19 protein-coding genes are annotated in these 25,844 nt (G+C 70.5%); 13 read left to right on the top strand and 6 right to left on the bottom strand.

The window, feature by feature from the left end; all coding sequences use genetic code 11:
* Positions 1–15 precede the first annotated feature (15 nt).
* The 4 genes from ACWEO7_RS08450 to ACWEO7_RS08435 are packed head-to-tail and all read left to right on the top strand — an operon-like array spanning position 16 to position 3,137.
* Positions 16–450: a hypothetical protein gene (locus ACWEO7_RS08450; RefSeq protein WP_452421909.1), complete on the top strand. Its 435-nt coding sequence runs from the start codon at positions 16–18 to the stop codon at positions 448–450.
* A complete protein-coding gene (locus tag ACWEO7_RS08445) occupies positions 443–1,753 on the top strand; it encodes a WXG100 family type VII secretion target (protein ID WP_452421907.1) in 1,311 nt (436 codons plus the stop codon). Before ACWEO7_RS08450 ends, ACWEO7_RS08445 begins: the two co-directional genes overlap by 8 nt.
* A complete protein-coding gene (locus ACWEO7_RS08440) occupies positions 1,735–2,571 on the top strand; it encodes an ESX secretion-associated protein EspG (protein WP_452421905.1) in 837 nt (278 codons plus the stop codon). Before ACWEO7_RS08445 ends, ACWEO7_RS08440 begins: the two co-directional genes overlap by 19 nt.
* 26 nt (positions 2,572–2,597) lie before the next feature.
* The gene (locus ACWEO7_RS08435; RefSeq protein ID WP_452422052.1) at positions 2,598–3,137 is read left to right on the top strand and encodes a gamma carbonic anhydrase family protein; all 540 of its coding nucleotides are present in this window, start codon (positions 2,598–2,600) and stop codon (positions 3,135–3,137) included.
* Here the strand turns inward: ACWEO7_RS08435 and ACWEO7_RS08430 are convergent, their stop codons facing one another.
* Positions 3,138–3,761, bottom strand: a complete 624-nt coding sequence (locus ACWEO7_RS08430) for a phosphoribosyltransferase (protein WP_450021151.1) — start codon at positions 3,759–3,761, stop codon at positions 3,138–3,140.
* A gap of 12 nt (positions 3,762–3,773) precedes the next feature.
* Positions 3,774–4,628, bottom strand: a complete 855-nt coding sequence (locus tag ACWEO7_RS08425; RefSeq protein ID WP_452421903.1) for a carbon-nitrogen hydrolase family protein — start codon at positions 4,626–4,628, stop codon at positions 3,774–3,776.
* A gap of 62 nt (positions 4,629–4,690) precedes the next feature.
* Here ACWEO7_RS08425 and ACWEO7_RS08420 point away from each other — a divergent pair, with 62 nt between their 5' ends.
* Both ACWEO7_RS08420 and ACWEO7_RS08415 read left to right on the top strand, forming a co-directional pair.
* The gene (locus tag ACWEO7_RS08420) at positions 4,691–6,481 is read left to right on the top strand and encodes a DEAD/DEAH box helicase (RefSeq protein ID WP_450021147.1); all 1,791 of its coding nucleotides are present in this window, start codon (positions 4,691–4,693) and stop codon (positions 6,479–6,481) included.
* Between the two features lie 116 nt (positions 6,482–6,597).
* Positions 6,598–9,975: an AAA domain-containing protein gene (locus ACWEO7_RS08415; RefSeq protein WP_452421901.1), complete on the top strand. Its 3,378-nt coding sequence runs from the start codon at positions 6,598–6,600 to the stop codon at positions 9,973–9,975.
* Here ACWEO7_RS08415 and ACWEO7_RS08410 read toward each other — a convergent pair.
* Positions 9,945–11,123: an amino acid deaminase/aldolase gene (locus ACWEO7_RS08410; protein WP_452421899.1), complete on the bottom strand. Its 1,179-nt coding sequence runs from the start codon at positions 11,121–11,123 to the stop codon at positions 9,945–9,947. The genes ACWEO7_RS08415 and ACWEO7_RS08410 overlap by 31 nt on opposite strands.
* A gap of 43 nt (positions 11,124–11,166) precedes the next feature.
* The gene (locus ACWEO7_RS08405; RefSeq protein WP_452421897.1) at positions 11,167–11,649 is read right to left on the bottom strand and encodes a TetR family transcriptional regulator; all 483 of its coding nucleotides are present in this window, start codon (positions 11,647–11,649) and stop codon (positions 11,167–11,169) included.
* Between the two features lie 416 nt (positions 11,650–12,065).
* On the opposite strand from ACWEO7_RS08405, the gene ACWEO7_RS08400 reads away from it, so the two are divergent.
* A complete protein-coding gene (locus ACWEO7_RS08400; RefSeq protein WP_452421895.1) occupies positions 12,066–12,812 on the top strand; it encodes a tyrosine-protein phosphatase in 747 nt (248 codons plus the stop codon).
* A gap of 7 nt (positions 12,813–12,819) precedes the next feature.
* On the opposite strand, the gene ACWEO7_RS08395 is transcribed toward ACWEO7_RS08400, so the two are convergent.
* On the bottom strand, positions 12,820–14,055 hold the full coding sequence (locus ACWEO7_RS08395; RefSeq protein WP_452421893.1) for a class I adenylate-forming enzyme family protein: 1,236 nt from the start codon (positions 14,053–14,055) through the stop codon (positions 12,820–12,822).
* Positions 14,056–14,147: 92 nt separating this feature from the next.
* Positions 14,148–14,942 (bottom strand): enoyl-CoA hydratase/isomerase family protein, encoded by a 795-nt coding sequence (locus ACWEO7_RS08390; RefSeq protein ID WP_452421891.1) that lies wholly within the window; start codon positions 14,940–14,942, stop codon positions 14,148–14,150.
* A 38-nt stretch (positions 14,943–14,980) separates the two neighbouring features.
* Between ACWEO7_RS08390 and ACWEO7_RS08385 the strand changes: the two genes are divergently transcribed.
* From ACWEO7_RS08385 to ACWEO7_RS08360, 6 genes are all read left to right on the top strand, one after another.
* The gene (locus ACWEO7_RS08385) at positions 14,981–16,006 is read left to right on the top strand and encodes a glutathione S-transferase family protein (RefSeq protein WP_450021133.1); all 1,026 of its coding nucleotides are present in this window, start codon (positions 14,981–14,983) and stop codon (positions 16,004–16,006) included.
* Positions 16,007–16,144: 138 nt separating this feature from the next.
* Complete coding sequence (locus ACWEO7_RS08380; protein WP_450021131.1) at positions 16,145–16,876, top strand: hypothetical protein; 732 nt, start codon at positions 16,145–16,147, stop codon at positions 16,874–16,876.
* Positions 16,873–17,859, top strand: coding sequence for an ABC transporter ATP-binding protein (locus ACWEO7_RS08375; RefSeq protein WP_452421889.1), 987 nt, complete (start codon positions 16,873–16,875; stop codon positions 17,857–17,859). The genes ACWEO7_RS08380 and ACWEO7_RS08375 overlap by 4 nt, the downstream gene beginning before the upstream one ends.
* Positions 17,856–18,638 (top strand): ABC transporter permease, encoded by a 783-nt coding sequence (locus ACWEO7_RS08370; RefSeq protein WP_452421887.1) that lies wholly within the window; start codon positions 17,856–17,858, stop codon positions 18,636–18,638. The genes ACWEO7_RS08375 and ACWEO7_RS08370 overlap by 4 nt, the downstream gene beginning before the upstream one ends.
* Positions 18,639–18,689: 51 nt before the next feature.
* Positions 18,690–22,475 (top strand): ABC transporter ATP-binding protein, encoded by a 3,786-nt coding sequence (locus ACWEO7_RS08365; RefSeq protein ID WP_452421885.1) that lies wholly within the window; start codon positions 18,690–18,692, stop codon positions 22,473–22,475.
* A 106-nt stretch (positions 22,476–22,581) separates the two neighbouring features.
* A partial coding sequence (locus ACWEO7_RS08360; protein WP_452421883.1) for a multifunctional oxoglutarate decarboxylase/oxoglutarate dehydrogenase thiamine pyrophosphate-binding subunit/dihydrolipoyllysine-residue succinyltransferase subunit occupies positions 22,582–25,844 on the top strand: 3,263 nt, incomplete at its 3' end.

Genomic DNA, 25,844 nt, shown 5'->3' with positions numbered 1-25,844 from the left:
AGGGGGACGGCGCAGATGCCATCGCAAGAGAACGGGTTCGGCGGAGAGCCGCTCGCGGAAATCACCGCACCCGGCGTCGACATCGCCGCGCTGAACCGAGCGGTCGACGACGGCTCGCTGTGGATCGACGGCCTCGTGGTCGCCGACGGCGCGCACGAACGGTGCGCGCGCCAGTACGAGCTGCTCGCCGATCGGGTCGACGAGCAGATCCGCATCCTGAGCGCCGCCACGGCGTTGCCCGGCTTCGGCGGATTCGCCTCCGGCGACGCGCTGCGCGCCGGTTTCGAGCGCAAAGCCGACAGCGCGATCACGCGACTGAACGAATACGCGTCCGCCGCACGAGAACTCGCCCAGACCTTCCGCGCCGCGGCCGCCGTCTACCAGCAGGCCGACGAGGCGCTCGCGCAGGCGGTCGAACGGATCGACGTGACGGGAGCCGCGCATGCGTGAGATGCCGCGCGCCGGTGAGCGGGCCACCCACCGGCGCACCGATCCCGCCTACGCGCCGAACGTCGAGGTGTTCGACAACCTCACCCACGACGAGATCCACGCCAAGGTCCAGTTGCTGAACCCGGCCGTGCTCGCGGGCGGCCGGCAGGCGTGGAGCGACGCGGCGGCGCACCTGGCCGACGCGGTCTTCCAGGCGCACACCGAGATTCGCGCGGCCATCGCCGATGGCTGGCGCGGCTCCGCCGCCAAGAGCGCGGACGCGGTGGTGCGCGTATTCGAACAGAGCGGCCAAGACCTGGCCGACGTGTTCGCGGTCGTCTCGCAGCGCCTCGGACAGGCGAGCGACGCGGCGGAGGCGCTGCGCGCCGCGGTGACCGAGCCGTCCACCGGCGCACCGGATCTGGGGGCGGCACTGCTCGATCCGTCCCGAGCGACCAGCAATGTCGAGGGGCAGAAGGCGAGCGAGCACGCCCGCCAGGACGTCGTGCGCGCGATGAACGACATCTACGCAGGGGTTTTCGTGCGCACCGGCACCGACGTGCCCGCGTTCCCCGACGAATCGGATCAAGCTGCCGCCCCGGCTCCCACCGCCACGCCGACGAGCAAGATCGTCGGGACAACCCAGGACGCACCCGACGCGCAGCCCACTTCGCTCGGGACGCACGCGCCGAAGCCGATCCACACGGTGGAGCAGAGCGTCTCGGCGACGTCCACTGATTCGACACCCGCCGCCGAGACGCCCGCTACGTCCGCCGCCACTGCCGCCGTGCCGACGCCCGGAACCGCGGTCGCGGACGAGACACCGGCCCCGGCCGCGCCGCGAGTCGCACCCGCCGCCACGGCGGCGCTCTCGACGGTTGCGGCCGCCGCCGTCCTCCGCATTCCGCCCGCCACCGGGTCGCCGGGCCCGGCGACCGCACCCGCATCGGCGACGAGCGAGCCGACGACGCTGCCCGCCGTGCCCGGCGTCGGCAGCCAGGTTCCGTCCGAAGAGCAGCGCAAGCGCGACGAGCGGCGAAGGCACGACGACAGCTCCGACGCGGCGGTCACCGGTCTCGGCGCCGGAGCGATGGGTGGCCTGATGGGTGGTGCGGTGGCCGCCGTCGACACCCCGCGCGGCGGTTCGAGCGTGGCCGCGAACGCCGCGAGCGCACGCTTGGCGCCGATCGATGACGAGGACGACGAGTTCGACCTCGATGATCTCCCCACGTTCCTCGAGCCCTCCGACGACGGCGGCGAACTCATCGGGTCGCTCGATCCGACCACCCCGCCTGTGCTCGGCGAATGGACCGAGTACGAGTGAACTGGACGCTGACCCCGGATCAGTTCGCGCTGGCCTGGTCACGCACCGATGGGGATCGCATTCCCTATCCACTCGCCGTGCGCCTTTCGGCGCGCGACACCGCGGAACGCACCGCGCAGCTTCCTGCGCTCGATCGCTGGTGCGATCAGGTGCTGGACGCGGATCTGGAAGCGGCGCTACGCATCCTCGCCCAGCCGGACCTGCGCGTCGAGGTGTTCGGTCAACGTGACGCGGCGCCCGAACCGCTGTCGCGCGAGCACAGTGGACCACGCCCACCGGCGATCGACACCGGACGGGAATCCGAGGCGCGGCCGATCCGCATCCTCGGCGCCGCCGCCGGGAACATCGCGGTGGTCGCCGCGCAGCGCCCCGGTGCGACGCCCGATCGCGGCGGCGACGTGCGATTGTTCGCGGGCAGCTCGAAAACCCTGTGCCCGCGGATCGTCTCGATGCTCCCGGAGAACAATCCCGGCATGCTGCCGCGCCTGACCGCTCCCCTGTCCCAGGTCGGCGAGGACAGCCGCAACCTGGTCACCGTTCCGGTCGCGGGTCCGTCTATTCCGTCCCGGATCCGCAAGCTGCTCCGGCAGCCGCGCGAAGGCATCGGCCAGATGGTCGTCTCCGCGCGCCGCGGCATGGGCGAACCGCGCCCGTTCGGCGTGCTGTGCTGGATCGACGTGGTCGCCGACGGCCGATACGCGGTGCGCACCGGCACGGACGTCGACGTCGTCGCGGTGACCGCCGAGCGTTTGGCCGCCCAGCTGCGACCGCTCGTCGCCGCGGCCGCGCGCACCTCGACGGCCTACGCCGGGCGCTGAGCGTCTCGCCTACCCGCGACGGGACCATTTACGGTGTACGAGTACCACTCTACGAATTCGAAGGCAAACGCCCGCAGGTCGACCCGACCGCGTTCGTCGCGCCGACGGCGACCCTGATCGGCGACGTCCGGGTCGAGGCGGGCGCCTCGATCTGGTACGGCGCGGTGCTGCGCGCGGACCTGGCGCCGATCGTCATCCGGGAACGCGCCAACATCCAGGACAACGCGGTGCTGCACGTGCCGCCGGACGTGCCGATGGAGATCGGGCCCGGCGCGACGATCGCGCACAGCGTGGTGTTCCACGGCGCCGCGGTCGGCGCCGAGGCCATCGTCGGCAACGGGACCACGGTGCTGGACCTGGCCAAGATCGGGGCGGGCAGCATGATCGCCGCCCACTCGCTGGTGCCACCGGGGGCGGAGATCCCCGACGGCGTGCTCGCCGCCGGTTCCCCCGCCGAGGTGAAACGGCCGATCGAAGGCACCCAGGCGCAGATGTGGGTGCGGCTCAACCCGGCTTTCTACGCGGATCTCGCGCAGCGCCACCGCAAGGGCATCACCGAGGTCTGATCAGCACAGCAGCGCGGTGACCTCCGCGTCCTCGAGCTGGTGGAAATCGCGGTACGCGCCGCCGACGCCGCCGAGCGAGCGCGGCACCCACGGGCAGACCGCCTCGTCGGCCTCGTCGGTGACCCGGCGCATCGCCTCGGTCGAGGAGACGGGGACGGCGGCGACGACGCGCTCGGGCCGGTGCAGGCGCGCGACCCGGCAGGCGGCCACGACCGTGGCGCCGGTCGCCATACCGTCGTCGACGATCACCACCGTGCGCCCCGTCAGCGGAATCGGCCGCGACGCACCGCGCAGCACCTGCCTGCGCCGCTCCAGCTCGGCCCGCTCCCGCGCCTCGATCGAGTCGACCTTTTTGGGCGTTATCCCGGTGTGCGCCAGGACATCCTGATTGAGCACCCGGACCCCGTCCTCCCCGATGGCGCCCAGCGCCAGCTCGGGCTGCCACGGCACACCCAGCTTGCGGACCAGCAGGATGTCGAGGTCACCGCCGATCACCTCGCGCACCGCGGCGGCCACCGGAACTCCACCGCGCGGCAGCCCGAGCACCAACGGGTCCGACGCGCGTAGGTGTTCCAGATGCGCACCCAGCGCGTGACCGGCCGAGGTCCGATCGGTGTAGACCATCGATTCCGAACGCTACTCCGGTCCACGCTCGGTGATCGCGAATCGACGCAAGGCAAGACTCGGGTTCGCCGTGCGCACCTTGCTCAGGTACGCCAGGTCGATTCCGGCGGTCAAGACGCCCGGTTCGTCGCCGAGTTCGGCGAGCACCGCGCCGGCCGGGTCCACGATCATGGACGCACCCGCGCCCCGGGGAGCGGCCTGGTCGGCGGCCGCGACGTAGACGGTGTTCTCGATCGCCCGCGCCCGCACCAGCGTGGTCCACTGGTCGACCTTGCCCGGTCCCGGGATCCACTGGGCAGGCAGCAGCAGCGCCTGCGCGCCCGCCGCGGCGACCCGGCGCACGCCCTCCGGGAAGCGCAGATCGAAACAGGTCTGCATGCCGAATGTGATATCGCCGACGGTGAAGGTGGCGGGCGCCTCGATCGCGCCCGGCTCGACCACATCGGATTCGAGGTGGCCGAAGGCGTCGTAGAGGTGCACCTTCCGGTACCTGGTGACGAGGGAGCCGTCGGGCCCGAGCACGACGAGAGTGTTGCGAATGCGGTCGCCGCCTGGCGCGACCTGTTCCACCGTTCCGGCGACCAGGAACACGCCGAACTCGCGGGCGATCGCGCCGAGGCCGGTGACGAACGGGCCGGTCAGCGGCTCGGCGACGGCGACGACCCGCTCATCGAGCCGGGTCACGGCAAACATCGAGTATTCCGGTGCGACGACCACGCGCGCGCCCCGTTCGTACGCCGTGCGCACATGTTCGCGCACCGCCGCGAGGTTCTCCGCGGGGGCGGTCGAAGGGGCGAACTGGACGACCGCCACGTCCAGCTGATCCGGCGTCGCATCCCGATGCGCGGGCGAGTTGTCCAGTTGCATAGGTCTCACCGTATTGGGGCGGTGGCCGGGACGACCAGCAGGAGGCAGTAAACTCCTGCTCAATGAGCACCAATCAGGTTGACAGCGTTCCTGGCGACGACGACAGGGACATTGACGGCCCGTCCTTCGCCGATCTGGGTATCGATGACCGCATTCTGGCGGCCATCGCCGATGTCGGTTACGAATCGCCGTCGCCGATCCAGGCCGCGACGATTCCCCCGTTGCTCTCCGGCGCCGATGTCGTCGGTCTCGCGCAGACCGGCACCGGCAAGACCGCCGCGTTCGCCATCCCGATCTTGATGGGGCTCGAGGCCACCGGTCGCAGCCCCCGCGCCCTCGTGCTCGCGCCGACCCGTGAGCTCGCGATCCAGGTCGCCGAGGCGTTCGGCCGCTACGCCGCGCACATTCCCGGCCTGCACGTGCTGCCCATCTACGGCGGGCAGAGCTACGGCGTGCAGCTGTCGGGGTTGCGCCGCGGCGCGCACGTCGTGGTCGGCACGCCGGGCCGGGTGATCGATCACCTGGAGAAGGGCACGCTCGACCTGTCGCAGCTGCAGTACCTGGTGCTCGACGAGGCCGACGAGATGCTGAAGATGGGCTTCCAGGAGGACGTCGAGCGCATCCTCGCCGACACGCCCTCCGACAAGCAGGTGGCGCTGTTCTCCGCGACCATGCCCGCCGCGATCCGCAAGATCTCCAAGCAGTACCTGCACGATCCGGTGGAGATCACGGTCAAGGCGAAGACCTCGACGGCCACCAACATCACCCAGCGCTGGGTGCTGGTGTCGCACCAGCGCAAGCTGGACGCGCTCACCCGGGTGCTCGAGGTCGAGTCGTTCGAGGCGATGATCATCTTCGTCCGCACCAAGCAGGCCACCGAGGAGCTCGCCGAGAAGCTGCGCGCCAGAGGCTTTTCCGCCGCCGCGATCAACGGCGACATCGCGCAGAACCAGCGCGAGCGCACCATCGGCCAGCTGAAGTCCGGCGCGCTGGACATCCTGGTCGCCACCGACGTGGCCGCGCGCGGGCTGGACGTGGACCGCATCTCGCACGTGGTCAACTACGACATCCCGCACGACACCGAGTCCTATGTGCACCGTATCGGCCGCACCGGCCGGGCCGGGCGCAGCGGCGAGGCGCTGCTGTTCGTCGCGCCGCGCGAGCGGCATCTGCTCAAGGCGATCGAGCGGGCCACCCGCCACCCGCTCACCGAGATGCAGCTGCCGAGCGTGGAGGACGTCAACGCCCAGCGCGTCGCCAAATTCGGCGACACCATCACCGAGAACCTCACCTCGTCGAATCTCCCGCTGTTCCGCAAGCTGATCGAGGACTACGAGCGCGAGCACAACATCCCGCTGGCCGACATCGCCGCGGCGCTGGCGGTGGGCTCCTATGACGGCGACAACTTCTTCATGGAGCCCGAGCCGGAGCCGGCGGAGCGCCCGCAACGCGACCGGACTCCGCGCGAGCGTCCCGCTCGCCGCTTCGACGAGGACCGGCAGAGCGGCTCGCACCACCGTGCCACCGGAACCGAGCTGGCGACCTACCGGATCAGCGTGGGCAAGCGGCATCGCGTGGTGCCCGGCGCCATCGTCGGCGCCATCGCCAACGAAGGCGGCCTGCGCCGCAGCGACTTCGGGCACATCAGCATCCGCCCCGACCACAGCCTGGTGGAACTGCCTGCGCAGCTGCCGGAGGAAACGCTGGAAGCGTTGCGGCGCACACGAATCAGTGGCGTGCTCATTCAGCTGCAACTGGATCAGGGTGCGCCGCAGCATCGCACGTTCAGCCGCGGCCAGCGCCGGGAGCGCGAGAGCGGCAAGCGGCCGGAGCGCCGTAAGCCGCGTTCCTGAGCCGGGCAGGGTACGTCGAGGTCAGACGCGCTAGCTACAGTGTTGCGGTCCGTGTGTAATTCGGCGCACGCCGGCAGCGGGTGTCCCGCGAAGACACAGGAGGGCCGCGTTTGTTCGTGTTCGGTGATCGTGTCGTCTGCACCGCCGTCGATCTCGTCCGCGCGGCGTACTGCGAGTTCGCCCTGCTGCGCGCCCTCGACGCCGAACTCGGCACCATCCCGGCCGACCCCGGCAGCGCCGCATCGGGGTACGAGCCCGCGCGGGGAACCGATGACGTCCGTCGACGCCTGCTCGACGACTACCGCGCGCGGTTCGGCGGCGCGGTGGTCGAGATCGACCGCCCCCCGGACGAACCGGGCGAATCCGGCCGCCATGTCGCGGCGCTGATCGCCGCGCACGCCGACACGGTCGCCGCCCTGCGCTCCGGCGCGCACGTGGTGCACGGCGCGACCTTCTTCGACGGCCGATTCCATTGCTCCGCCGACTTTCTGGTGCGAGCCGAACATCGGGTCCGCTACACCGTGCACGGCATCGCGTCCACGACCGCCGATCGGGTGGCCGCCGCGCTCGAACTGGCCGCCTGCGCCGAGGCGCTCGACCATTCGGGCGCGCTCACCGCGCCGCTGGTCCGGCTGCATCTCGGCACGGAGAGCAGCGCCGGAGCGCTGAGCGAGCTGCTTCCGCTGTATCGGGCGCGCAGGAGCCGGGTGGAGCGCATCGTGGACGAGAAGCTCGGCGAACTGCTGCCCGTGCAGTGGGGCGATCCCCGTTATCTCGCCTGCGGCCGCTGCCGCACCTGCGTCGATGCCCTCTCCGCCGCGCGCGACCTGCTGCTCGTGGCCGGCATGCCGCCCGCCGCCCGCGCCCGGCTGCGCGAAGCGGGGGTGAACACCATCGATCGGCTGGCCACCACCGAGAGTTCGGTGCCCGGCGTGCCGCCGCGCACCGTTTCCGCGCTGCGCCGCCAGGCGGAAATCCAGCTGCGCCGCGAAATCTCGGGCGAGCCGACCTACGCCGTGCTCGACGCGACCGTGCTCGGGGCACTGCCCGCGCCCTCCCCCGGCGATCTCTCGCTCACCGTCTCGGGCGGCGAACGGACTCCGCTCGTCGTCGAGGTCGGCGGCCCGGACACGGTGCACCTCTCGTTGCGCGGACCGAGCGGTTCGAGCGAGCCCGGCCGCGCCGCGGCCGCCGAACGCCGCGTGCTCGAGCAGGTGCTCGATTACCTGACCCAGCGCCGCCGGATCGATCCGGACCTGCACGTCTACCACTACTCCGCGGCGGTGCGGACGGCACTGCTGCGCTGCACCGGACGGCACGGGGTCAACGAGGAACTGGTAGACGAACTGCTGCGTGAAGGCGTTCTGGTCGATCTGTATCCGATCCTCCGCGGCGCGCTGCTCATCGGCGAGTCCTCCTACCGGCTCGGCGGCCTGCGCCGATTGCTTCCCGGTGCGACCGATTCGGCTGCCGCGGAACACGATTGCCACACGGTGCTGCGGTTGCGTGACTGGCTGCTCGATCGCGCGGCCGAGCAACGCATCGCCACCCGGACCTGGACTCCGGACGCGCGGTCCACCTCAGCGGTTGCCGGCGAGCCCGCACCGCCGTCGTCCCGGCCGTCGTCGCTGGAGGCCGCGCTCGCGGAATACGCCGCCGCGCAGGGCGATCCGTTGCATCCGGCCGCGTTGATGGCCGCGACGCTCGGCTATCACCGGCGCGAGCGGCAGCCGCTGTGGTGGGCGCACGCCGACCGGCTCAGTCATCCGGTGGAGGAATGGGCGCAAGCCCCGGGAGTGCTGGTCGCCGACTGGGGCACCGTCGACACCAAGTGGCATCGCCGCCCCGACCGCCCGGGGATGCGGCGCTATCTCACCCTGACCGGACGGATCGGCACCGGTTCCAGCGGCGCCCCCGGCCCGAGCGCGCTCACCCCGGGTACCGCCGTCTACACCTTCTACGATCAACCGATGCCGGCCGGCATGGTGACCGATGCGGGGCAGCGGGCCACCGCTACCGCGACGGTGCTCGGCTGCTCGGTGGACGCCGAATTCGACGACACCGTCCGGCTGGAGGAATCGCTGCCGGAGGGCTGCGAACCCTACGACGAACTGCCTTCCGCGATCGCGCCGGGCCTGCCGGACTGGGATGAGAACGCCGAACTGGCGATCGAACTCGCGGCGCAGCAATTGCTGATGACCTTGCCGGACACGCCGCGTACGGCCGTGTTCGACATCCTCGCGCGCCGCCCGCCCCGGCTGCACGGCGACGCCCGGTTGCCCGAGGTGCACGGCGACTACGCCGCGGCGATCACCGCCGCGCTGTGCGCTGTGGATCACTCCTACGTCGCGGTGCAGGGTCCGTCGGGCACCGGGAAGATCGCGACCGCGGCCCGGGTGCTGGAGCGGCTGATCACTCGGAACAAGTGGCGGATCGGCATCCTCGCGCAAACGCCGGCCACCGTGGAGAACCTGCTCGACGCGGTGGTGCGGGCGGGTGTGCTGCCGGAGCTGGTCGCCAAGAAGGACGCGGCGACCGTCGCACCGGAGTGGGTGGTGATCGACGCCGCACGCTACCCGCGATTCCTGGACAACGCGATCAGCGGCTGCGTCCTCGGCGGCGAACCGGCCGATTTCGCGAACGAGGATCTGGTGCCCCGCGCGGGCCTCGACCTGCTCGTGATCGCCGACGCGGGCCGCTTCCCGCTGGCCGAGACGGTGGCCGTCGCGGAGTGCGCGCGCAATCTGTTGCTGCTCGGTGACCCGGTGGCGCCGACCGCGCGCGGCGCCCATCCGGCCCCGGTCGGCGAATCGGTGCTCGGCTGGCTGGCCGACGGACGCCAGACCTTGCCCACCGAACGCGGCTACTTCCTGGACCGCACCTGGCGGATGCACCCGGCGGTGTGCGAACCCGTCTCCCGCCTGTACTACGACGGCCGCCTGCGCGCCAACGAGACGGTCACCCTGGCCCGGAAACTGCACGGCGAGGACCCCGGGGTGGACACCGTCCTGGTGGACCACTACGGCAACGCCACCGAGTCGCCCGCGGAAGCGCGCGAGGTGGTGCGCCGGGTCCGCGCGCTGCTCGGCATGTCCTGGACCAGCGGCGCGACCACGCGCAGGCTGCATCCCCACGACATCTTCGTGGTCGCTCCGTACGCCGCTCAGGTGGGACGCATCCGGACGCTGCTGGCCCGCGCGAAGATCGAGGACGTCCTGGTTGGCACGCCGGATCGCTTCCGCGGCCGGGAGGCGGCGGTGGTGCTGCTGTCCATGACCACCTCCTCCCCCGCCGACGCTCCCTACGGCATGCCGTCGCTGCTGTCGCGCGGGCTGATCCACGTGCTGTGCCGAGCCATGTGGAAGGCGATCGTCATCCGCTCACCGCTGCTCACCGAATACCTGCCCGCGAACCCCGACGAACTCGCCGATCTGGGCGCGTTCCTGCGGCTGACCGGCGCGGGTCAGCCGAAGCAGGCGCCCTCGCCTCGATAGGTCGGCGCGCTGACGCGGGAGCCGTCCTCATCGACCAGATGCACGGTGCCGAACCGCTCGCACAGTTCACCGGCCTTCGCGTGCCGGAACCACACCCGGTCGCCGATCCGCAGTTCCGCGGCGCCGGACAGCGGGGTCTGCACTTCGCCCGCGCCCTCGGCGCCGATCAACTTCAACCCGCGCGGCCACACCGGTTTGGGCACCCGCGACCGCCCTGCGGGGCCGGAGGCGATGTACCCGCCCGCGAAGACGGTGGCGATGTCGGTGGCGGGACGCCGTAGCACGGGCATCGCGAAATACAGCGACGGTCTCGGCGTGAAGGACCGGTAGCCGTCGAACAACGTCGGCACGTACAGCCCGGACCCGGCGGTCACCTCGGTGACGTCCGGATCGGCGGCGCTGACCTCGATGGATCCGCTGCCGCCGCTGTTGACGATCTCGAGTTCGCCGGTCACCGACCGGACCGCGGCGAGCACCTCGGCCCTGCGCTTGCGGATCTCCGCCGCGGATGCCCGCTTCACCAGGCGCACCGCGACATTGGTGTCCGGGAGCCCCGCGATCTGCGCCTCGTACGTCATCACGCCCACCACGTCGAAGCCCCGCCGCCGGGCCTCGCCCGCAAGCGTGGCCGCTTGCTGCGGTGTGCGAATGGGAGAACGCCGCACACCCAGGTGCAGCGGGCCGATCCGCAGGGAGGCGTCCACGTCGAGGCAGACACGTGGCCGCACCCGGTCGGAGCCGACGGCGGCGCGGATCAGGTCGAGTTGCGCGGCGTCGTCGATCATCAGCGTGATGGAGCGCAGCGCGATGTCGTCGGCCGCCAGTTCGGCCAGCGCGGCGCGGTCCACGCTCGGATAGCCGAGCAGGACATCGCGCGCCCCGTGGCGCACGAGCCAGAGCGCCTCGCGCAAGGAATAGGACATGATGCCCGCGAAGCCGCCCGCCGCGGTGAGATCGGCGCCGAGGACTTCGGCGAGCACGGCGCGGCAGCGCACGGATTTGCTGGCGACCCGCACCGGCGTGCCACCGGCTCGCCGCACCAGGTCGGCGGCGTTCGCGCGCAGGGTGGACAGGTCGAGGGCGGCCAGCGGCGGGTCGAGTTCGGCGGTGGCCGCATGCAGCCCCGCGATCGGCGACGTCTCGGTCACCCGGACAACTCAACCACCAAGTTGGTCAAACGTCCAGTATCTGTCAGAGTTCCGCGGCCTTGGCGGCCAGCCCGCTGACCATCTCGTCCAGCACCACCAGCATGGTCTCGTCGTTGCAGTCGGCCAGCCAGCGCAGCACCGTGCCCTGCACGATCGACACGACATTGCAGGCGATCGCCTCCACCGGCTCCAGCCACTGCGTTCCGGACAACTCGGCACACATCTCCAGGAACGCGGTGACTTCCGCGTCCTTCTCTTGGTAGAACTCCGTGGCGATCGGCGCGGGGAAGCAGTCGGCCTTGACCGCCCAGCGGGCGCGCAGCGCCTGCAGGGTCATCTCATACGACCTGATCTGCTTTTCCGGTGTGGCCTTGACCAGCGGCCAGTAGGCGCTGACTCCCGCGTGCAGCAGCACGCGCAGCGCGCGGAGGCCTTTGTAATCGATCGTGGCCGCCGCCGCTTCGACCGCCTCGATGACGGCGGGTCGCAGCCGGATTTCTGTTATCACTTCTCCACGTACGCTCAACGACGACTCCCTCTCGGCGAAAAACCTACGCACCTGCGTCGGCGCGACTCGCTGAACAGGGCGGGCAACATCAAGGAAACACCTGGCTGCCCGGTCCAACATTCACCAATGGTAGAGCGTTTTCGGGGTTTGAGAACGGGTTCGATGGGTAATTTCAGACTGAAAGAATGTTTTGTTACCCAACCGGGACCGGTATGCGATCGGGCCGTGTCACCCGGAAATCGCGCTATGACGGTGGATCTCGGCGGCGCTCGACCACTCAGCAGACCGTTGACAACGGTACGGTCCTGGTACCGGGCAACCCAAATCCTGTGGCGAATCCCACAATGAAACCTCCCAAAACGGTCAGCTTATCGTGAGGGGGTTCGATCCACTACCGACACCCGTTCGTTCCGCGCTGCGGATAGCCTGGATCGGTGACTCTCTCGCCCCCCGCCGATCAGTATTTCCTCTCCGGCACGTTCAATTTCCGCGACACCGGCGGGCTGCGCACCGACGACGGCGCCAAGGTCCGTCCCGGCGTGCTGCTGCGCTCGGCGCAACTGAGCGGACTGGACGAGGCGGGCCACGCCGCGCTGCGGGACCTGGGCGTCAGCGCCGTCCACGACCTGCGCGGACAGCGCGAGATCGACCACATCGGCGCCGACCGGCTGCCCGCGGACATCCGGCTGAGCATCACTCCGTTCGACTCGCGCATGGCCGAGGCGCCGCCGCACGAGGCGACCGCGCGGACCGCCTACACGCACATGCTCGAGGTCTACCGGATGTTCCCGGCACTTCCCGAGGCGCACGCCGCCATCGCTTCCCTCGCCGAGTCCGTCCTGCGCGGCGACGGCGCCGTGCTGGTGCACTGCGCGGCGGGCAAGGATCGCACCGGGTGGGCCGTCGCGACGCTGCTGCGCGCGGTCGGCGTCATCGAGACCGACGTGCAGGCCGACTACCTGCTCAGCAACGGAGCCGTCCCGGCGCTGCGCGCCCTCATGACGACGAAGCTGCTGGCCGGCGAGGAACTCTCCATCGACCTGCTCGGCGTGCGGGAGGAATACCTGGACATCGCCACCGCCTCGATGCGCGAGTTGCACGGCGGCCTGGACGGCTATCTCGCGACGATCGGACTGACGCCCGACCTGCTCGGGCGGCTGCGCGAGCGAATGCTGGAGTGAGACAGGGTCACTCGACGGGCACCGGTTCTCTGCGCACCAAGCCGTCTTCATCGATCGTCACCTGATCGCCGGTGTGGAACCAGGTTCCGGTGAACCGCGCCGCGGTCGTGGTCGGGTCGTCCCAGTAGCGCGGGGTGACGTTGGGCCCGCGGCACAGCAGTTCGCCGTGTCCCGCCGTTGCCCGCGGACCCCACAGCGCCAATTCCGTTCCGCCGAAAGGAAAACCGAGTACCGCGGCGGTTTCGGACGAGTCCGTCCGCTCGGCGTCGTCCACCGCGAGGCCGATGCCGCTGGTTTCGGTCGCGCCCCACACCGACCACTGCCTGGCGGCGGGGAACACGCCGCGCAGTTCGGCCGCGAGGGCGGCCGGAGACGCGGCGCGATGACCGGCTTTGCTGATCCGCGCGATGCCCTCGGTGCGCAATCCGTCGGAGCGCAGTTCCGCGAGCCGGGGCAGCAGGCCCGCGAAGATCCGCGGCGTCGCGGAGACCATGTCGACGCGCTCGGCGGTGATGGCTTCGACCATGCCGCGGTTGTCCCGGGTGAGCACCACGGTGCCGCCGACGGCGAAGGTCGGCAACAGCTGATCGACACAGCCGCCCGCGTGCGCCAACGGCAACAGCACCAGGTTGCGCAGGCCGTCGGTCGGCAGGTCCAGCGCCGCGACCACCGAGCGCACGGCCGACAGCAGGTTCTCGTTGGTCAGTTCCACGCCCTTGGGCGTGCAGGTTCCGCTCGTGTAGCACAGCAGCGCCAGGTCGCCCAGTGCCGCGCCGTCATCGATGTAGGCGGCGCCGTCGGGCAGCTCGGTGTCGGCGCCCTTGTCGCCGAGAACGAAATCGGCACGGCTGTCAGCGATCACGCGCTCGGCCACCGACTCCGGGAGCCCGTCGTGCACCAGTACCGGTACCGCTCCGCTGAGCAGGGCTCCGAGGAATGCCTGCACCCATCGAGCGCCGGTGGGCATGTGGACGGCGACCCGGTCCCCGTATCCGATGCCGTGCTCCTGCAAGCCGCCCGCGATGCGGGAAGCGGAGTGCCACAGCTCCCGGTAGGTCAGGCGCGGGCCGCCGACCTCCACTACGGCTTCGCGGCTCCCGAACGCGTGCACCTGAAGATCGAGTAGTTCGGTGAGCGCGGGTGTGAGGTTTCCGTAGCGCAGCACCCCGTCGGCGCCCCGAGCTAGCGGGTTGTCCCAGACGTGCGGGCCGGTGAGGGGATATTCGACGAGCAACTGCGACATTCGTCCTCCGCGTGCCTCGAGTTATCAGGCACTGCGACTATATGACGCATGTCACAACTTTGCTGGAATAGGCGATGAACGTGTCCTAGCTGTCACCGGCCCGCGTAGCGCGCCTTCCCCGGACCCTGCTCGAGGAAACTGCGCACACCGCCCTGCAGATCCTCGGTGCCGAACAGCTCGCCGGACACCTCCGGCGTCACCGAATCCGCATGTGCCACACCGCCGGAACGCCAGGCCTCGATGATCTTCTTGGTCGCCGCGTTGGCCTTCGTCGGGCCATCGGCCAGCCGGTGGGTCAGTGCTCGCGCCGCGGTGTCGAGGTCTTCGTGCACGGCGTTGACCACGCCCCACTGGGCCATGGTCGCCGCGTCGTAGAGGTCGCCGGTCATCACGAACTCGCGGGCCCGTCCCGAGCCCGCGCGCTCGGCGAGACGCTGCGGGCCGCCCATCGAGGGGGTCAGCCCGACCACGATCTCCACCAGTCCGAACTTCGCCTTCGGCGCCGCGAGCAGGATGTCGCAGGCGAGGGCGATCTCGAAGGCGGCGGTCAGGGTCAACCCGTGCGCGGCGAACACCACCGGGCACGGCAGCGCCTCCAGCGGATGGATGATCTGCGCGAACAGGGTGCGCCACAACTCGGCGCCCTGCTCGGGCGTCAGGCCGTCGAAAACATGCACGTCGACGCCGCCGGAGACCACCTTGCCCTCGGCGCGCAGCAGCACCGCGCGCGGCGGCCGCGCCGACAGTTCGGCGATGTCCTCGACCAGCGCGTCCAGCATCGACCGGTCGAAGAGGTTGAGCGGCGGATGGGCGAGCGTGAGGGTCGCCACCTCCGCTCCGCCGTCGGTGACGTCTCGTTCCAGCCGGGTGGCCTTCGTTTCACTCATCCGGTCAGCGTACGAAATCGATCTGGAAGACTGTCGATGTGACCAAGTCGGCCAGCAAAACCGGTTCCTACGTCGAGCCCGGCGAGTTCAAACGCGACACGAACTACATCACCACCCGGATCACGGCCGACGGCCGCGACGGTTACCCGGTCGAGCCGGGGCGCTACCGGCTCGTCGCGGCGCGCGCCTGCCCGTGGGCCAATCGAACGCTGATCGTGCGCCGCCTGCTCGGACTCGAGCCGGTGCTCTCGCTCGGCTTGTGCGGACCCACGCACGACGAGCTGAGCTGGACCTTCGATCTGGATCCCGGTGGTGTCGATCCGGTGCTCGGCATCCCGCGGCTGCGCGACGCCTACCTGGCCAGGTTCCCGGACTACCCGCGTGGCATCACGGTGCCCGCCATCGTGGACGTGCCGACCGGCCAGGTGGTCACCAACGACTACGCGCAGATCACCCTCGACTTCTCCACCGAGTGGACCGCGTACCACCGGCCCGGCGCGCCGCAGCTGTATCCGGAGCCGCTGCGCGCGGAGATCGACGAGGTGAACCTCGCCGTGTTCCGCGACGTCAACAACGGCGTCTACCGCTGCGGGTTCGCCGGTGCGCAGGACGCCTACGACGCCGCCTACGACCGGCTCTTCGCCCGGCTGGACTGGCTCTCCGAACGCCTTGCCGCACAACGTTATCTGGTCGGTGACACGATCACCGAGGCCGACGTCCGGCTGTTCACCACGCTGGCCCGCTTCGACGCGGTCTACCACGGGCACTTCAAGTGCAACCGGTCCAAGCTCGCCGAGATGCCGGTGCTGTGGGCGTACACGCGCGACCTGTTCCAGACCCCGGGCTTCGGCGACACGATCGACTTCGGGCAGATCAAGACGCATTACTACGTGGTGCACCGGGATATCAATCCGACCGGGATCATCCCCAAGGGCCCCGACCTGGCGAACTGGCTGACCCCGCACGGCCGAGAGGCTCTCGGCGGCAGGCCGTTCGGCGACGGAACCCCGCCGCCCCCTCCGGCATCGGGCGAACGCGTGCCCGCGATACACACTTCCGCGTAAGGACGCACCCGCCCGGGTCGAAAGCGAGACAGCCGCCGGTGGAACCGATGCGGCTGGGTACTTCGTTGTCATGACGAGCTGACGGCAACCGGTGCCATACAGTTCTACCCAGCAGACCGGAAGAGGAGGATGCCGCCGATGCTCAAAGGCGCGTTCGAGAAGACGGTGGTCGAACTGCTCGACACCGGGTCCCGCCTGCAGGCCCCCGCGGTCGCCAAGTATGTGGACCGTATTCGCCGCTCCCACCCTGGTGAGAGCCCAGCACAGATCATTGACCGACTGGAGAAGCAGTACCTGCTCGCGGTGACCGGCAGCGGCAGCGCGGTCGGCGCGACCGCCGCCTTCCCCGGCGTCGGCACCGTCGCGGCCATCGCCGCGGTGAGCGCGGAGACCACCTTCTTCATGGAGGCGTCAGCGGTGTTCACCCTCGCGGTGGCCTCGGTGCACGGCATCACGCCGGAAGACCAGGAGCAACGCAGGGCGCTCGTGCTGGCGGTCGTGCTGGGTGAGAGCGGCATGCAGATCGTGCAGAAGAGCGTCGGCACCTCCGCGAAGAACTGGGGCTCGGCCTTCGCCAATCGCATCCCCGGATTGTCGAGCATGAACGATTCGCTGCTGAAGCGGTTCATCATCCGCTTCATCACCAAGCGCGCCGCGCTGATGGCGGGCAAGGTACTGCCCGCCGGCATCGGCGCGGTGATCGGCGGCGCGGGCAACCGCGCCCTCGGCAAGGCCACGATCACCAACGCGCGCAAGGCATTCGGGCCGCCGCCCACCACCTGGCCGGTCGACCGTCATTTGGTCATCGAGGCCGACCCGCTCACCGCGATCGACCCGGCGAAGCCGCGACCTCCGGCCACTCCGCGATGAGCGGGACGCGGCCGATCGCGTTCGCGGTCCGGGGGCTGACCAAGCAGTACGAGCTGGCGACCGCCGTGACGGACGTGAGCTTCACCGTGCCCTCCGGCACCATCGCCGCACTGGTGGGCCCGCGCGGCGCGGGCAAGACCACCATCCTGCGGGTGCTGCTCGGCCTGCTCGCTCCCACCTCGGGGACGGCGTCCGTCGGCGGGCCCGGTTCCCGGGGAAACACCGCGGGCTCCGCGAGCGTGATCGGCGGCGTCCTCGCGGCACGCGGACTGCATCCGGCCCGCACCGCGCGCGAACACCTGTGGATCTACGCGGCCGCGGCGAACGTCGTCGACAGCCGGGTGACCGAAGTGCTCGAGCTGGTCGGACTGGACGAACACGCCGGGACGAAGATCGGCGCCCTGTCGATCGGGCAGCAGACCAGGCTGGCCCTGGCCACCGCGTTGCTCGGTGACCCCCCGCTGCTGGTGCTGGACGAGCCGATGGATGGACTCGACCCCGCCGAACGCGGCTGGCTGCACGACTTCCTGCGCAAGCACGCCCGGCGCGGCGGCAGTGTCCTGCTGACCAGCGAGAGTCTCGGCGCGGTGCTACCCGCCGCGGACCAACTGGTCGTGCTGAGCGAGGGCGCGGTGGTGTATCAGGGCACTCCGGCGCGCTTGCGGCGCGGGCATCCGGACCGGCTGGTCGTCGCCGCGTCCACTCCCATCGCGCTGGCCACCATGCTTGCGGCACAAGGATTCACGGACGCGGTGATCCGGCCGGACGGCCGCCTCGCCGTCGCCGAGGCGAGCGAAGCGCAGATCAGGACGGCGGCCACCGCGGCGCAGGTGCGGATCGATAGCATCGTGCCCGACCCGATCCACCCCGACCGCGTGCTCGCGTCGCTGACCAGGCCCACCGCCGCGCCCGCGCCGCACTACCCGGGCCTCGCCCCGCCCGCCCAGCCACCCTCGCCGACGCCCTACGGGATCCCACGATGATCGCCATCCTGCCCACGGACCTGGTGCCGAACGTCAACTCCGAGGTGCGCAAGGTCGTCACCATGCCGCGCGGCCGGACGCTCGCCGCAGCGCCGCTCCTGGTGGCGTTGCTGGCGAGCGCCGCGTCGGCGAGCCTGGCCGGGCCGCCGGATCCGCGCGGCCAGCCCGCCACCGGCGCCGCGACGATCGGGCTCTACTTCGGCCTCGCCTTCGTCGTGCTGGCGGCGGCGGTCTTCGGCGCGCTGGCGACCGGCGCGGAGTACCAGTACCGCAGCATGGCCGTGGCCACGCTGTTCAGCCCTGACCGCGACCGGCTCGCCGCCGCGAAGTTCCTGGTCATCGGAGGCTGCGCGCTGGCCGCGGCGGTGGCGGTGGAACTGGTGTCGGCCGGCGCGCTGTTCGGCGTGGGGCGCGGCAAGGTCCCGGTCACCGGGGAGTTCTTCGCGGTGCTCGGCGGCGGGCTGCTCGCCGCGGTCTGCTGGTCGTTGATCGGCGCGAGCGCGGGCATCCTGTTGCGGTCCTCGACCAAGGCGGCGGCGCTGCTGCTCGGCTGGAGTGTGGTCGCCGAGCCGTTGATCTGGCTGGTCGCGCGCGGTCTCGGTATTCCGGGCGTGGTCACTCTGCTGCCCGTCTCCGCCACCGTCGGCACCGTTGCGGTCGGTTCCTATCCCGACAGCGACTTCCTCGCCCCTACTCCGGCCGCGGTGGTGGTCCTGCTGCTGTGGACCATCGGCCTGGGCGCCGCGAGCTGGTGGAACCTGCGCACCCGCGATCTGTGATCCGAGGACCCGCCGGGAACAACGACTTGTCGGCCGGTGTCGGTACCGTCGATGACGAACACGGTACGACGAAGGGGACGGGCGAACGACGTGGACGGGGGATGCAGTCCGGGCTGGATACGGAGGCTGTGGGCCGAATGCCTACCGCACCGCGCGGTGCTGGGCGGCCTCGCCGCCGCGGTGCTCGGCGGGGCGATCGTCGAGACAGCGGGGCCGCTGCTGACCAAGCGGGCCGTCGACGCGGCCGGGATCGGTGACACGGCGGCGATCAGCGTGGTCGCCGGGCTGATCCTGGTGGTGGCCGTGAGCCGGTCCGGGGCCGGATTCGGACGGCGCTGGCTGGCCGGGCGGCTGTCCCTGGACGTGCAGCACACCCGGCGGGTGCGGCTGCTCGGCGCACTGCAGCGGCTCGACGGCGTCGGTCAGGACACCCTGCGCACCGGCCAAGTGGTGTCGCGATCGATCACCGATCTGCAACTCGTCCAAGGACTGCTGGCCATGGTGCCGCTGTCGGGCATGGCGCTGCTGGAATTCGGGCTCGCCGCCGCGGTCATGCTCTGGCTCTCCCCGCCGCTGGCCGCCGTCGCGTTGCTGGTGGTGCCCGCGGTCGGCTTGGTGGTCTACCGCATGCGGCCCCGCCTGCACGCGGCGACCTGGTCCGCGCAGCAGCGCGCCGCCGATCTGGCCCAGCACGTCGAGGAGACGGTCACCAGGGTACGGGTGGTCAAAGGCTTCGGCCAGGAAGCGCGGATGGTCGACCTGCTGGAGCGGCACGGTCGCAAGCTGTTCGCGGAGCGGATGCGCGCCGCACGGATCGACGCGCGGTTCGCGCCGACCGTCGCGGCGATCCCGCAGCTCGGGATGGTCGCGGTCATCGCGCTCGGCGGACTGCTCGCGTTGCACGGCAGCATCGGCATCGGCACCTTCGTCGCGTTCGCCGCCTACGTCGCCGTCATGACCGGCACCGCGCGCATTCTCTCCTCTGTGATCGTCATGGCGCAGCTGACCAGGGCGGCGGCCGAGCGGGTCTTCCAAGTGATCGACACAGCCCCGGTCATCGCCGATCCCGAACGCCCGGTCGAGCTGCCGGACGGCCCGCTCGGCATCGAGATCGATGCGCTGAGTTTCGGCTTCGATCCCGATCGGCCGGTGCTGCGCGAACTGGATCTGCGCGTGCGGCCCGGCGAGACGGTGGCGGTCATCGGTCCGGCGGGCTCGGGCAAGTCGACGCTCGCTCTGCTGCTTCCGCGCTTCTACGCGCCGGACGCGGGCCGTATCCGGCTGTTCACCGACGCCACCGCGCCGCACGCGGGCGCGGTCGACGCGATCAAAGCCCCGACTTCGCGCGCCGGGACCCGAATCGGCGAGGCCGTCGACATCGCCGACGTGCGCGCCGCCATCGGCGTCGTCTTCGACGATCCGTTCCTGTTCTCCGACACCATCGCGGCCAATATCGCGCTCGGACGACCGGACGCCACCGACGAGGAGATCAGGCAGGCGGCCGTCCAGGCCGCGGCGGACGAATTCATCGCCGAGCTACCCGACGGCTACGACACGGTGGTCGGCGAGCGCGGCCTCACCCTCTCCGGCGGCCAGCGTCAGCGGATCGCGCTGGCCAGGACACTGCTGGCCCGTCCACGCATTCTGGTGCTCGACGACGCCACTTCCGCGGTGGACGCGGTGACCGAGGCGGCGATCTTCGACGCGCTGCCCGACCAGGGCGGACGGACCACGCTCATCCTCGCGCACCGGGAGTCGACGCTCGCCCACGCCGATCGCGTGATCCGGCTACCCGCGCCCGCCGGGCAACCCGATCCCGAGCCGAACGCGAGTTCGGCCCCGGGCAGGCGAGTCGGCGACGGATCCGCCGGTCGTCGCTTCGGGGCGGCGGCGGCCGACATCAGCGAGACGCCCGAGCTGCGCCGGACCATCGAGCGGCTGCCGCCTGCCACCGAGCAGCCGGACACGGACAGCGAACGCATTCGCGAGCCGGATCCGGGTTTCCGGCTCACCCGCCTGCTGCGCCCCGTCCGCGGGCTGGTGCTGACCGTGATGGCGCTGCTGGCCGTGGACGCGGCGATCGCCATCGCGTTCCCGCCGCTGGTGCGCTACGCGATCGACGGCGGCGTGCTCGGCGAGGACGCCGGAGCACTCGTCCGAGCGACACTGCTCGGCGCGGTATTGGCCGGGGCGGGGTTGGCGGTCGGCGCGGCCACCACGTTGCTCACCGCGCGCACCGGGGAACGCGTGCTGTTCGCCCTGCGGGTGCGCAGCTTCGCACACCTGCAACGACTCGGCCTGGACTACTACGAGCGCGAACTGTCCGGGCGGATCATGACGCGGATGACCACCGACGTCGACGCGCTGTCGACCTTCCTGCAGACCGGCGTGGCCACCAGCCTGGTCGGGCTGCTGACGCTGGTCGGCATCACGGTCGCGCTGCTGGTCATCGACGTATCGCTGGCTCTGGTCGTGCTGGCGACGGTGCCCGCCCTCGCGATCGCGACGGTGCTGTTCCGGCGGGTGTCCTCCGCCGCCTACACCGTGTCGCGCGAGCACGTGTCGGCGGTCAACGCCGACTTCCAGGAGAACGTCACGGGCTTGCGCGCGGTGCAGGCGAACCGGCACGAGCCGCGCGCCGCCCGCCGCTTCGCCGAGTACTCGCAGCGCTACCGCAACAGCCGGTTGCGGGCGCAGCGGGCGATCGCGCTGTACTTCGCGTTCGTCGTCGGATGGGCGGACGTGGCGCTGGCGGCGGTGGTGTTCTTCGGTGCGCGCGAGGTCGCCACCGGTGCGACCAGCGCGGGCACGCTGGTCGCGTTCGTGCTGTATCTGGAGCTGCTGTTCGTGCCGATCCTGCAGTTGTCCCAGGTCTTCGACAATTACCAGCAGGCCAGGGTCGGGCTGCGCCGGATCGGTGACCTGCTGCGCACCCCCTCCTCGATCGCCGCCGACCCGGCCGACCCGGTGACCATCGGACCCGCGCTGCGGGGTGACGTGGCGTTCGACGATGTCCGCTTCCACTACCCGGGCAGCCGCGTTCCCGCGCTGGACGGTGTCTCGCTGCGCATTCCGGCGGGTTCCAGCCTTGCTCTCGTCGGCCCGACCGGCGCGGGCAAGTCGACCGTCGTCAAGTTGCTCGCGCGGCTGTACGACGTGCGCCCGGATTCCGAGGAGCGCACGCGAGTGCCCGCCGCGGCAGCCGAAGGACACGCTCCCGGCGCGATCAGGGTCGACGGCGTCGACGTGCGCGACTATCGCCTCGCCGACTACCGCTCGCGGCTGGGCATCGTCCCCCAGGAAGCTCACCTGTTCACCGGCGACGTGGCGAGCAACATTGCATTCGGGAAACCATTCGCGACGCCCGAGGAGGTCGCCGCGGCGGCTGCGGCGGTGGGCGCGACGGAGATGATCGCGGGCCTTCCGCTCGGCATGAAACAACCCGTCGGCGAGCGCGGCCGGGGCCTGTCGGCCGGGCAGCGGCAGCTGATCGCGCTGGCCCGGGCGGAACTGGTCGCTCCGGACTTGCTGCTGCTCGACGAGGCCACCGCGACGCTCGACCCGGACACCGAGGCATCGGTGCTGGCAGCGAGCAGATCGCTGAGCCGGGACCGCACCACGGTGATCGTCGCGCACCGGCTCGGCACCGCCGCGCGCGCCGACCGGATCGCGGTGGTCGACCATGGGCGGATCGTGGAATTCGGCGAGCATACGGAGCTGCTCGCGGCAGGTGGGCCATATGCCCGGCTCTGGGCAGTGGCACAGGCGTCGGAGGGAATATTCTCGGGTGACGCCGGGTCATCACCAATAGGGTCGGGGGTGTCGGGCGGTCAGTGAATCGGCCGATTTGCTGCTGGGCCTATCCTCAGATAGGGCGCATCGGCGCGCAATCCGCTGATCCCCGTGCCGGGCACGTCACAAACGTCGCAGCGCGAAGAACGAAATGAGGCGAACACCTGCTGTGAGCAGCTCAACATCCCAGTTCGGACAGAACCAGTGGCTAGTCGACGAGATGTATCAGAAGTTCAAACAAGATCCATCATCGGTCGACGAGAGCTGGCACGAGTTCCTGGCCGACTACACGCCTGACGCGAGTGGCGACACCGGCAACAGCCAGCCCGCCCCCGCGACCGCGCAGGCTGCCGCTCCCGCACCGGCTCCGGCGGCCACCAAGCCTGCCGCCGCCACGCGCAACGACGCCAAGCCTGCCGCCGCCACCGCGGCCCCGAAAGCACCCGCACCGGCCGCTGCCAAGCCCGCACCGGCCGCTGCTAAGCCCGCACCGGCCGCCGCCAAGCCCGCCGCTGTGACAAAACGCACACCGCAGACCACCCCGGCGCCGACTTCGAACGCCGCGCCGACCTCCGGCCCGAAGCAGGCCGACACCGCCGCCGACGAGTCCAAGGTGCTGCGCGGCGCCGCCGCCGCGGTGGCGAAGAACATGTCCGCCTCGCTGACCATCCCCACCGCGACCAGCGTGCGCGCCATCCCGGCCAAGCTAATGATCGACAACCGCTTGGTCATCAACAACCACCTCGCCCGTACCAGGGGCGGCAAGATCTCCTTCACCCACCTGCTCGGGTACGCCATCGTGCAGGCGATCAAGGCGTTCCCGAACATGAACCGGCACTACGCCGAGATCGACGGCAAGCCGAACTCGGTCACCCCCGCGCACACCAACCTCGGCCTCGCCATCGACCTGCCCGGCAAGGACGGCAGCCGATCGCTGGTCGTCGCGGCCATCAAGGGCTGCGAGGCGATGACCTTCGGGCAGTTCCACACCGCCTACGAGGATATCGTCCGCCGCGCCCGCGACGGCAAGCTCACCGCGGAGGACTTCTCCGGCGTCACCATCTCGCTGACCAACCCGGGCACCATCGGCACCGTGCACTCGGTGCCCCGCCTGATGAACGGCCAGGGCGCGATCATCGGAGCAGGCGCGATGGAGTACCCCGCCGAGTTCCAGGGCATGAGCGACGAGCGCATCGCCGATCTGGGCATCGGCAAGCTGATGACGCTCACCTCCACCTACGACCACCGCATCATCCAGGGCGCGGAGTCCGGTGACTTCCTGCGCACCATCCACCAGCTGCTGATCGCCGACGAGTTCTACGACGAGATCTTCCACGGTCTCGGCGTGCCGTACGAGCCGATCCGCTGGCGCAAGGACATCCGCGAGCGCGCTGTCGACAAGAGCGCCCGCGTGCTGGAGATGATCGCCGCCTACCGCAACCGCGGCCACCTGATGGCCGACACCGATCCCCTGCGGCTGGTGAAGGACAAGTTCCGCAGCCACCCGGACCTGGACGTCACCCAGCACGGCCTGACCCTGTGGGACCTGGACCGCACGTTCAACGTGGCGGGCTTCCACGGCCAGGACCAGATGAAGCTGCGCGACGTGCTGTCCGTCCTGCGCGACGCCTACGTCCGCCACGTCGGTGTGGAGTACACCCACATCCTCGAGCCCGAGCAGTTGCAGTGGATCCAGGATCGGGTCGAGCAGAAGCACGCGAAGCCGACGGTCGCGCAGCAGAAGTACATCCTGAACCGGCTGAACGCGGCCGAGGCGTTCGAGACCTTCCTGCAGACCAAGTACGTCGGGCAGAAGCGCTTCTCGCTGGAGGGCGCAGAGGCCGTCATCCCGATGATGGACGCGGTGATCGACCAGTGCGCCGAGCACAGCCTCGACGAGGTCATCATCGGCATGCCGCACCGCGGCAGGCTCAACGTGCTGGCCAACATCGTGGGCAAGCCCTACTCGAAGATCTTCACCGAGTTCGAGGGCAACATGAACCCGGCCGCCACCCACGGGTCCGGCGACGTGAAGTACCACCTCGGCGCGCAGGGCACCTACCTGCAGATGTTCGGCGACAACGAGATCGAGGTCTCGCTCACCGCGAACCCCTCGCACCTGGAGGCGGTCGATCCGGTCCTCGAGGGCCTGGCGCGTGCCAAGCAGGACCTGCTGGACAAGGGCGACGGCCCGGAGGGCTTCTCGGTCGTGCCGCTGATGCTGCACGGTGACGCCGCGTTCGCCGGTCAGGGCGTGGTCGCCGAGACGCTGAACCTGTCGGGTCTGCGCGGCTACCGGGTCGGCGGCACCATCCACATCGTGGTGAACAACCAGATCGGCTTCACCACCGCTCCGGAGAACAGCCGCTCCACCGAGTACTCCACCGACATCGCGAAGTTCATCGGCGCGCCGATCTTCCACGTCAACGGCGACGACCCGGAGGCGTGCGACTGGGTGGCCCGCCTGGCGGTCGACTTCCGGCAGAAGTTCCGCAAGGACGTCGTCATCGACATGATCTGCTACCGCCGTCGCGGCCACAACGAGGGCGACGACCCGTCGATGACCCAGCCGTACATGTACGACGTCATCGACACCAAGCGCTCGGTCCGCAAGGCGTACACCGAGAGCCTGATCGGCCGCGGCGACATCTCGCTGAAAGAGGCCGAGGACGCGCTGCGCGACTACCAAGGCCAGCTGGAGCGGGTGTTCAACGAGGTCCGCGAGCTGGAGAAGTACTCGCCGGGGCCGAGCGAGTCGGTCGAGGGCGACCAGCCGGTGCCCGCGACCGTCGTCACCGCTGTGGACAAGTCGGTTCTGCAGCGCATCGGCGACGCGTTCCTCAACGTGCCCGACGGCTTCAACGTGCACCCGCGCGTCAAGCCGGTGCTGGAGAAGCGCCGCGAGATGGCCTACGAGGGCAAGGTCGACTGGGCCTTCGCGGAGCTGCTCGCCTTCGGCACGCTGATCGACGAGGGTCGCGCGGTGCGCCTGACCGGTCAGGACTCCCGCCGCGGCACGTTCACCCAGCGCCACGCGGTGATCATCGACCGCAAGACCGCCGAGGAGTACACCCCGCTGCACAACATCGGCAGCGAGAACCCGGGCTGGTTCGCCGTGCACGACTCGGCGCTGAGCGAATACGCCGCCGTCGGTTTCGAATACGGCTACTCGCTGGGCAACCCCAACGCGCTGGTGTTGTGGGAAGCGCAGTTCGGTGACTTCGTCAACGGCGCGCAGTCGATCATCGACGAGTTCATCTCCTCCGGTGAGGCCAAGTGGGGCCAGCTCTCCGACGTCGTGCTGCTGCTGCCGCACGGCCACGAGGGCCAGGGCCCGGACCACACCTCCGGCCGCATCGAACGCTTCCTGCAACTGTGCGCGGAAGGCTCGATGACCGTCGCGGTGCCGTCCAC

It is taken from the genome of Nocardia sp. NPDC004260, assembly GCF_053603155.1.
Note: the sequence above shows the minus strand (reverse complement) of the source record. Positions and strands in the feature narration are given on the sequence as shown.

Coding starts and splice junctions, on each gene's coding strand:
- ACWEO7_RS08365 (WP_452421885.1), top strand. CDS start 18,690: ATGACGAACACGGTACGACGAAGGGGACGGGCGAACGACGTGGACGGG.
- ACWEO7_RS08375 (WP_452421889.1), top strand. CDS start 16,873: ATGAGCGGGACGCGGCCGATCGCGTTCGCGGTCCGGGGGCTGACCAAG.
- ACWEO7_RS08390 (WP_452421891.1), bottom strand. CDS start 14,942: ATGAGTGAAACGAAGGCCACCCGGCTGGAACGAGACGTCACCGACGGC.
- ACWEO7_RS08395 (WP_452421893.1), bottom strand. CDS start 14,055: ATGTCGCAGTTGCTCGTCGAATATCCCCTCACCGGCCCGCACGTCTGG.
- ACWEO7_RS08450 (WP_452421909.1), top strand. CDS start 16: ATGCCATCGCAAGAGAACGGGTTCGGCGGAGAGCCGCTCGCGGAAATC.
- ACWEO7_RS08370 (WP_452421887.1), top strand. CDS start 17,856: ATGATCGCCATCCTGCCCACGGACCTGGTGCCGAACGTCAACTCCGAG.
- ACWEO7_RS08420 (WP_450021147.1), top strand. CDS start 4,691: ATGAGCACCAATCAGGTTGACAGCGTTCCTGGCGACGACGACAGGGAC.
- ACWEO7_RS08430 (WP_450021151.1), bottom strand. CDS start 3,761: ATGGTCTACACCGATCGGACCTCGGCCGGTCACGCGCTGGGTGCGCAT.
- ACWEO7_RS08425 (WP_452421903.1), bottom strand. CDS start 4,628: ATGCAACTGGACAACTCGCCCGCGCATCGGGATGCGACGCCGGATCAG.
- ACWEO7_RS08440 (WP_452421905.1), top strand. CDS start 1,735: ATGGACCGAGTACGAGTGAACTGGACGCTGACCCCGGATCAGTTCGCG.
- ACWEO7_RS08445 (WP_452421907.1), top strand. CDS start 443: ATGCGTGAGATGCCGCGCGCCGGTGAGCGGGCCACCCACCGGCGCACC.
- ACWEO7_RS08380 (WP_450021131.1), top strand. CDS start 16,145: ATGCTCAAAGGCGCGTTCGAGAAGACGGTGGTCGAACTGCTCGACACC.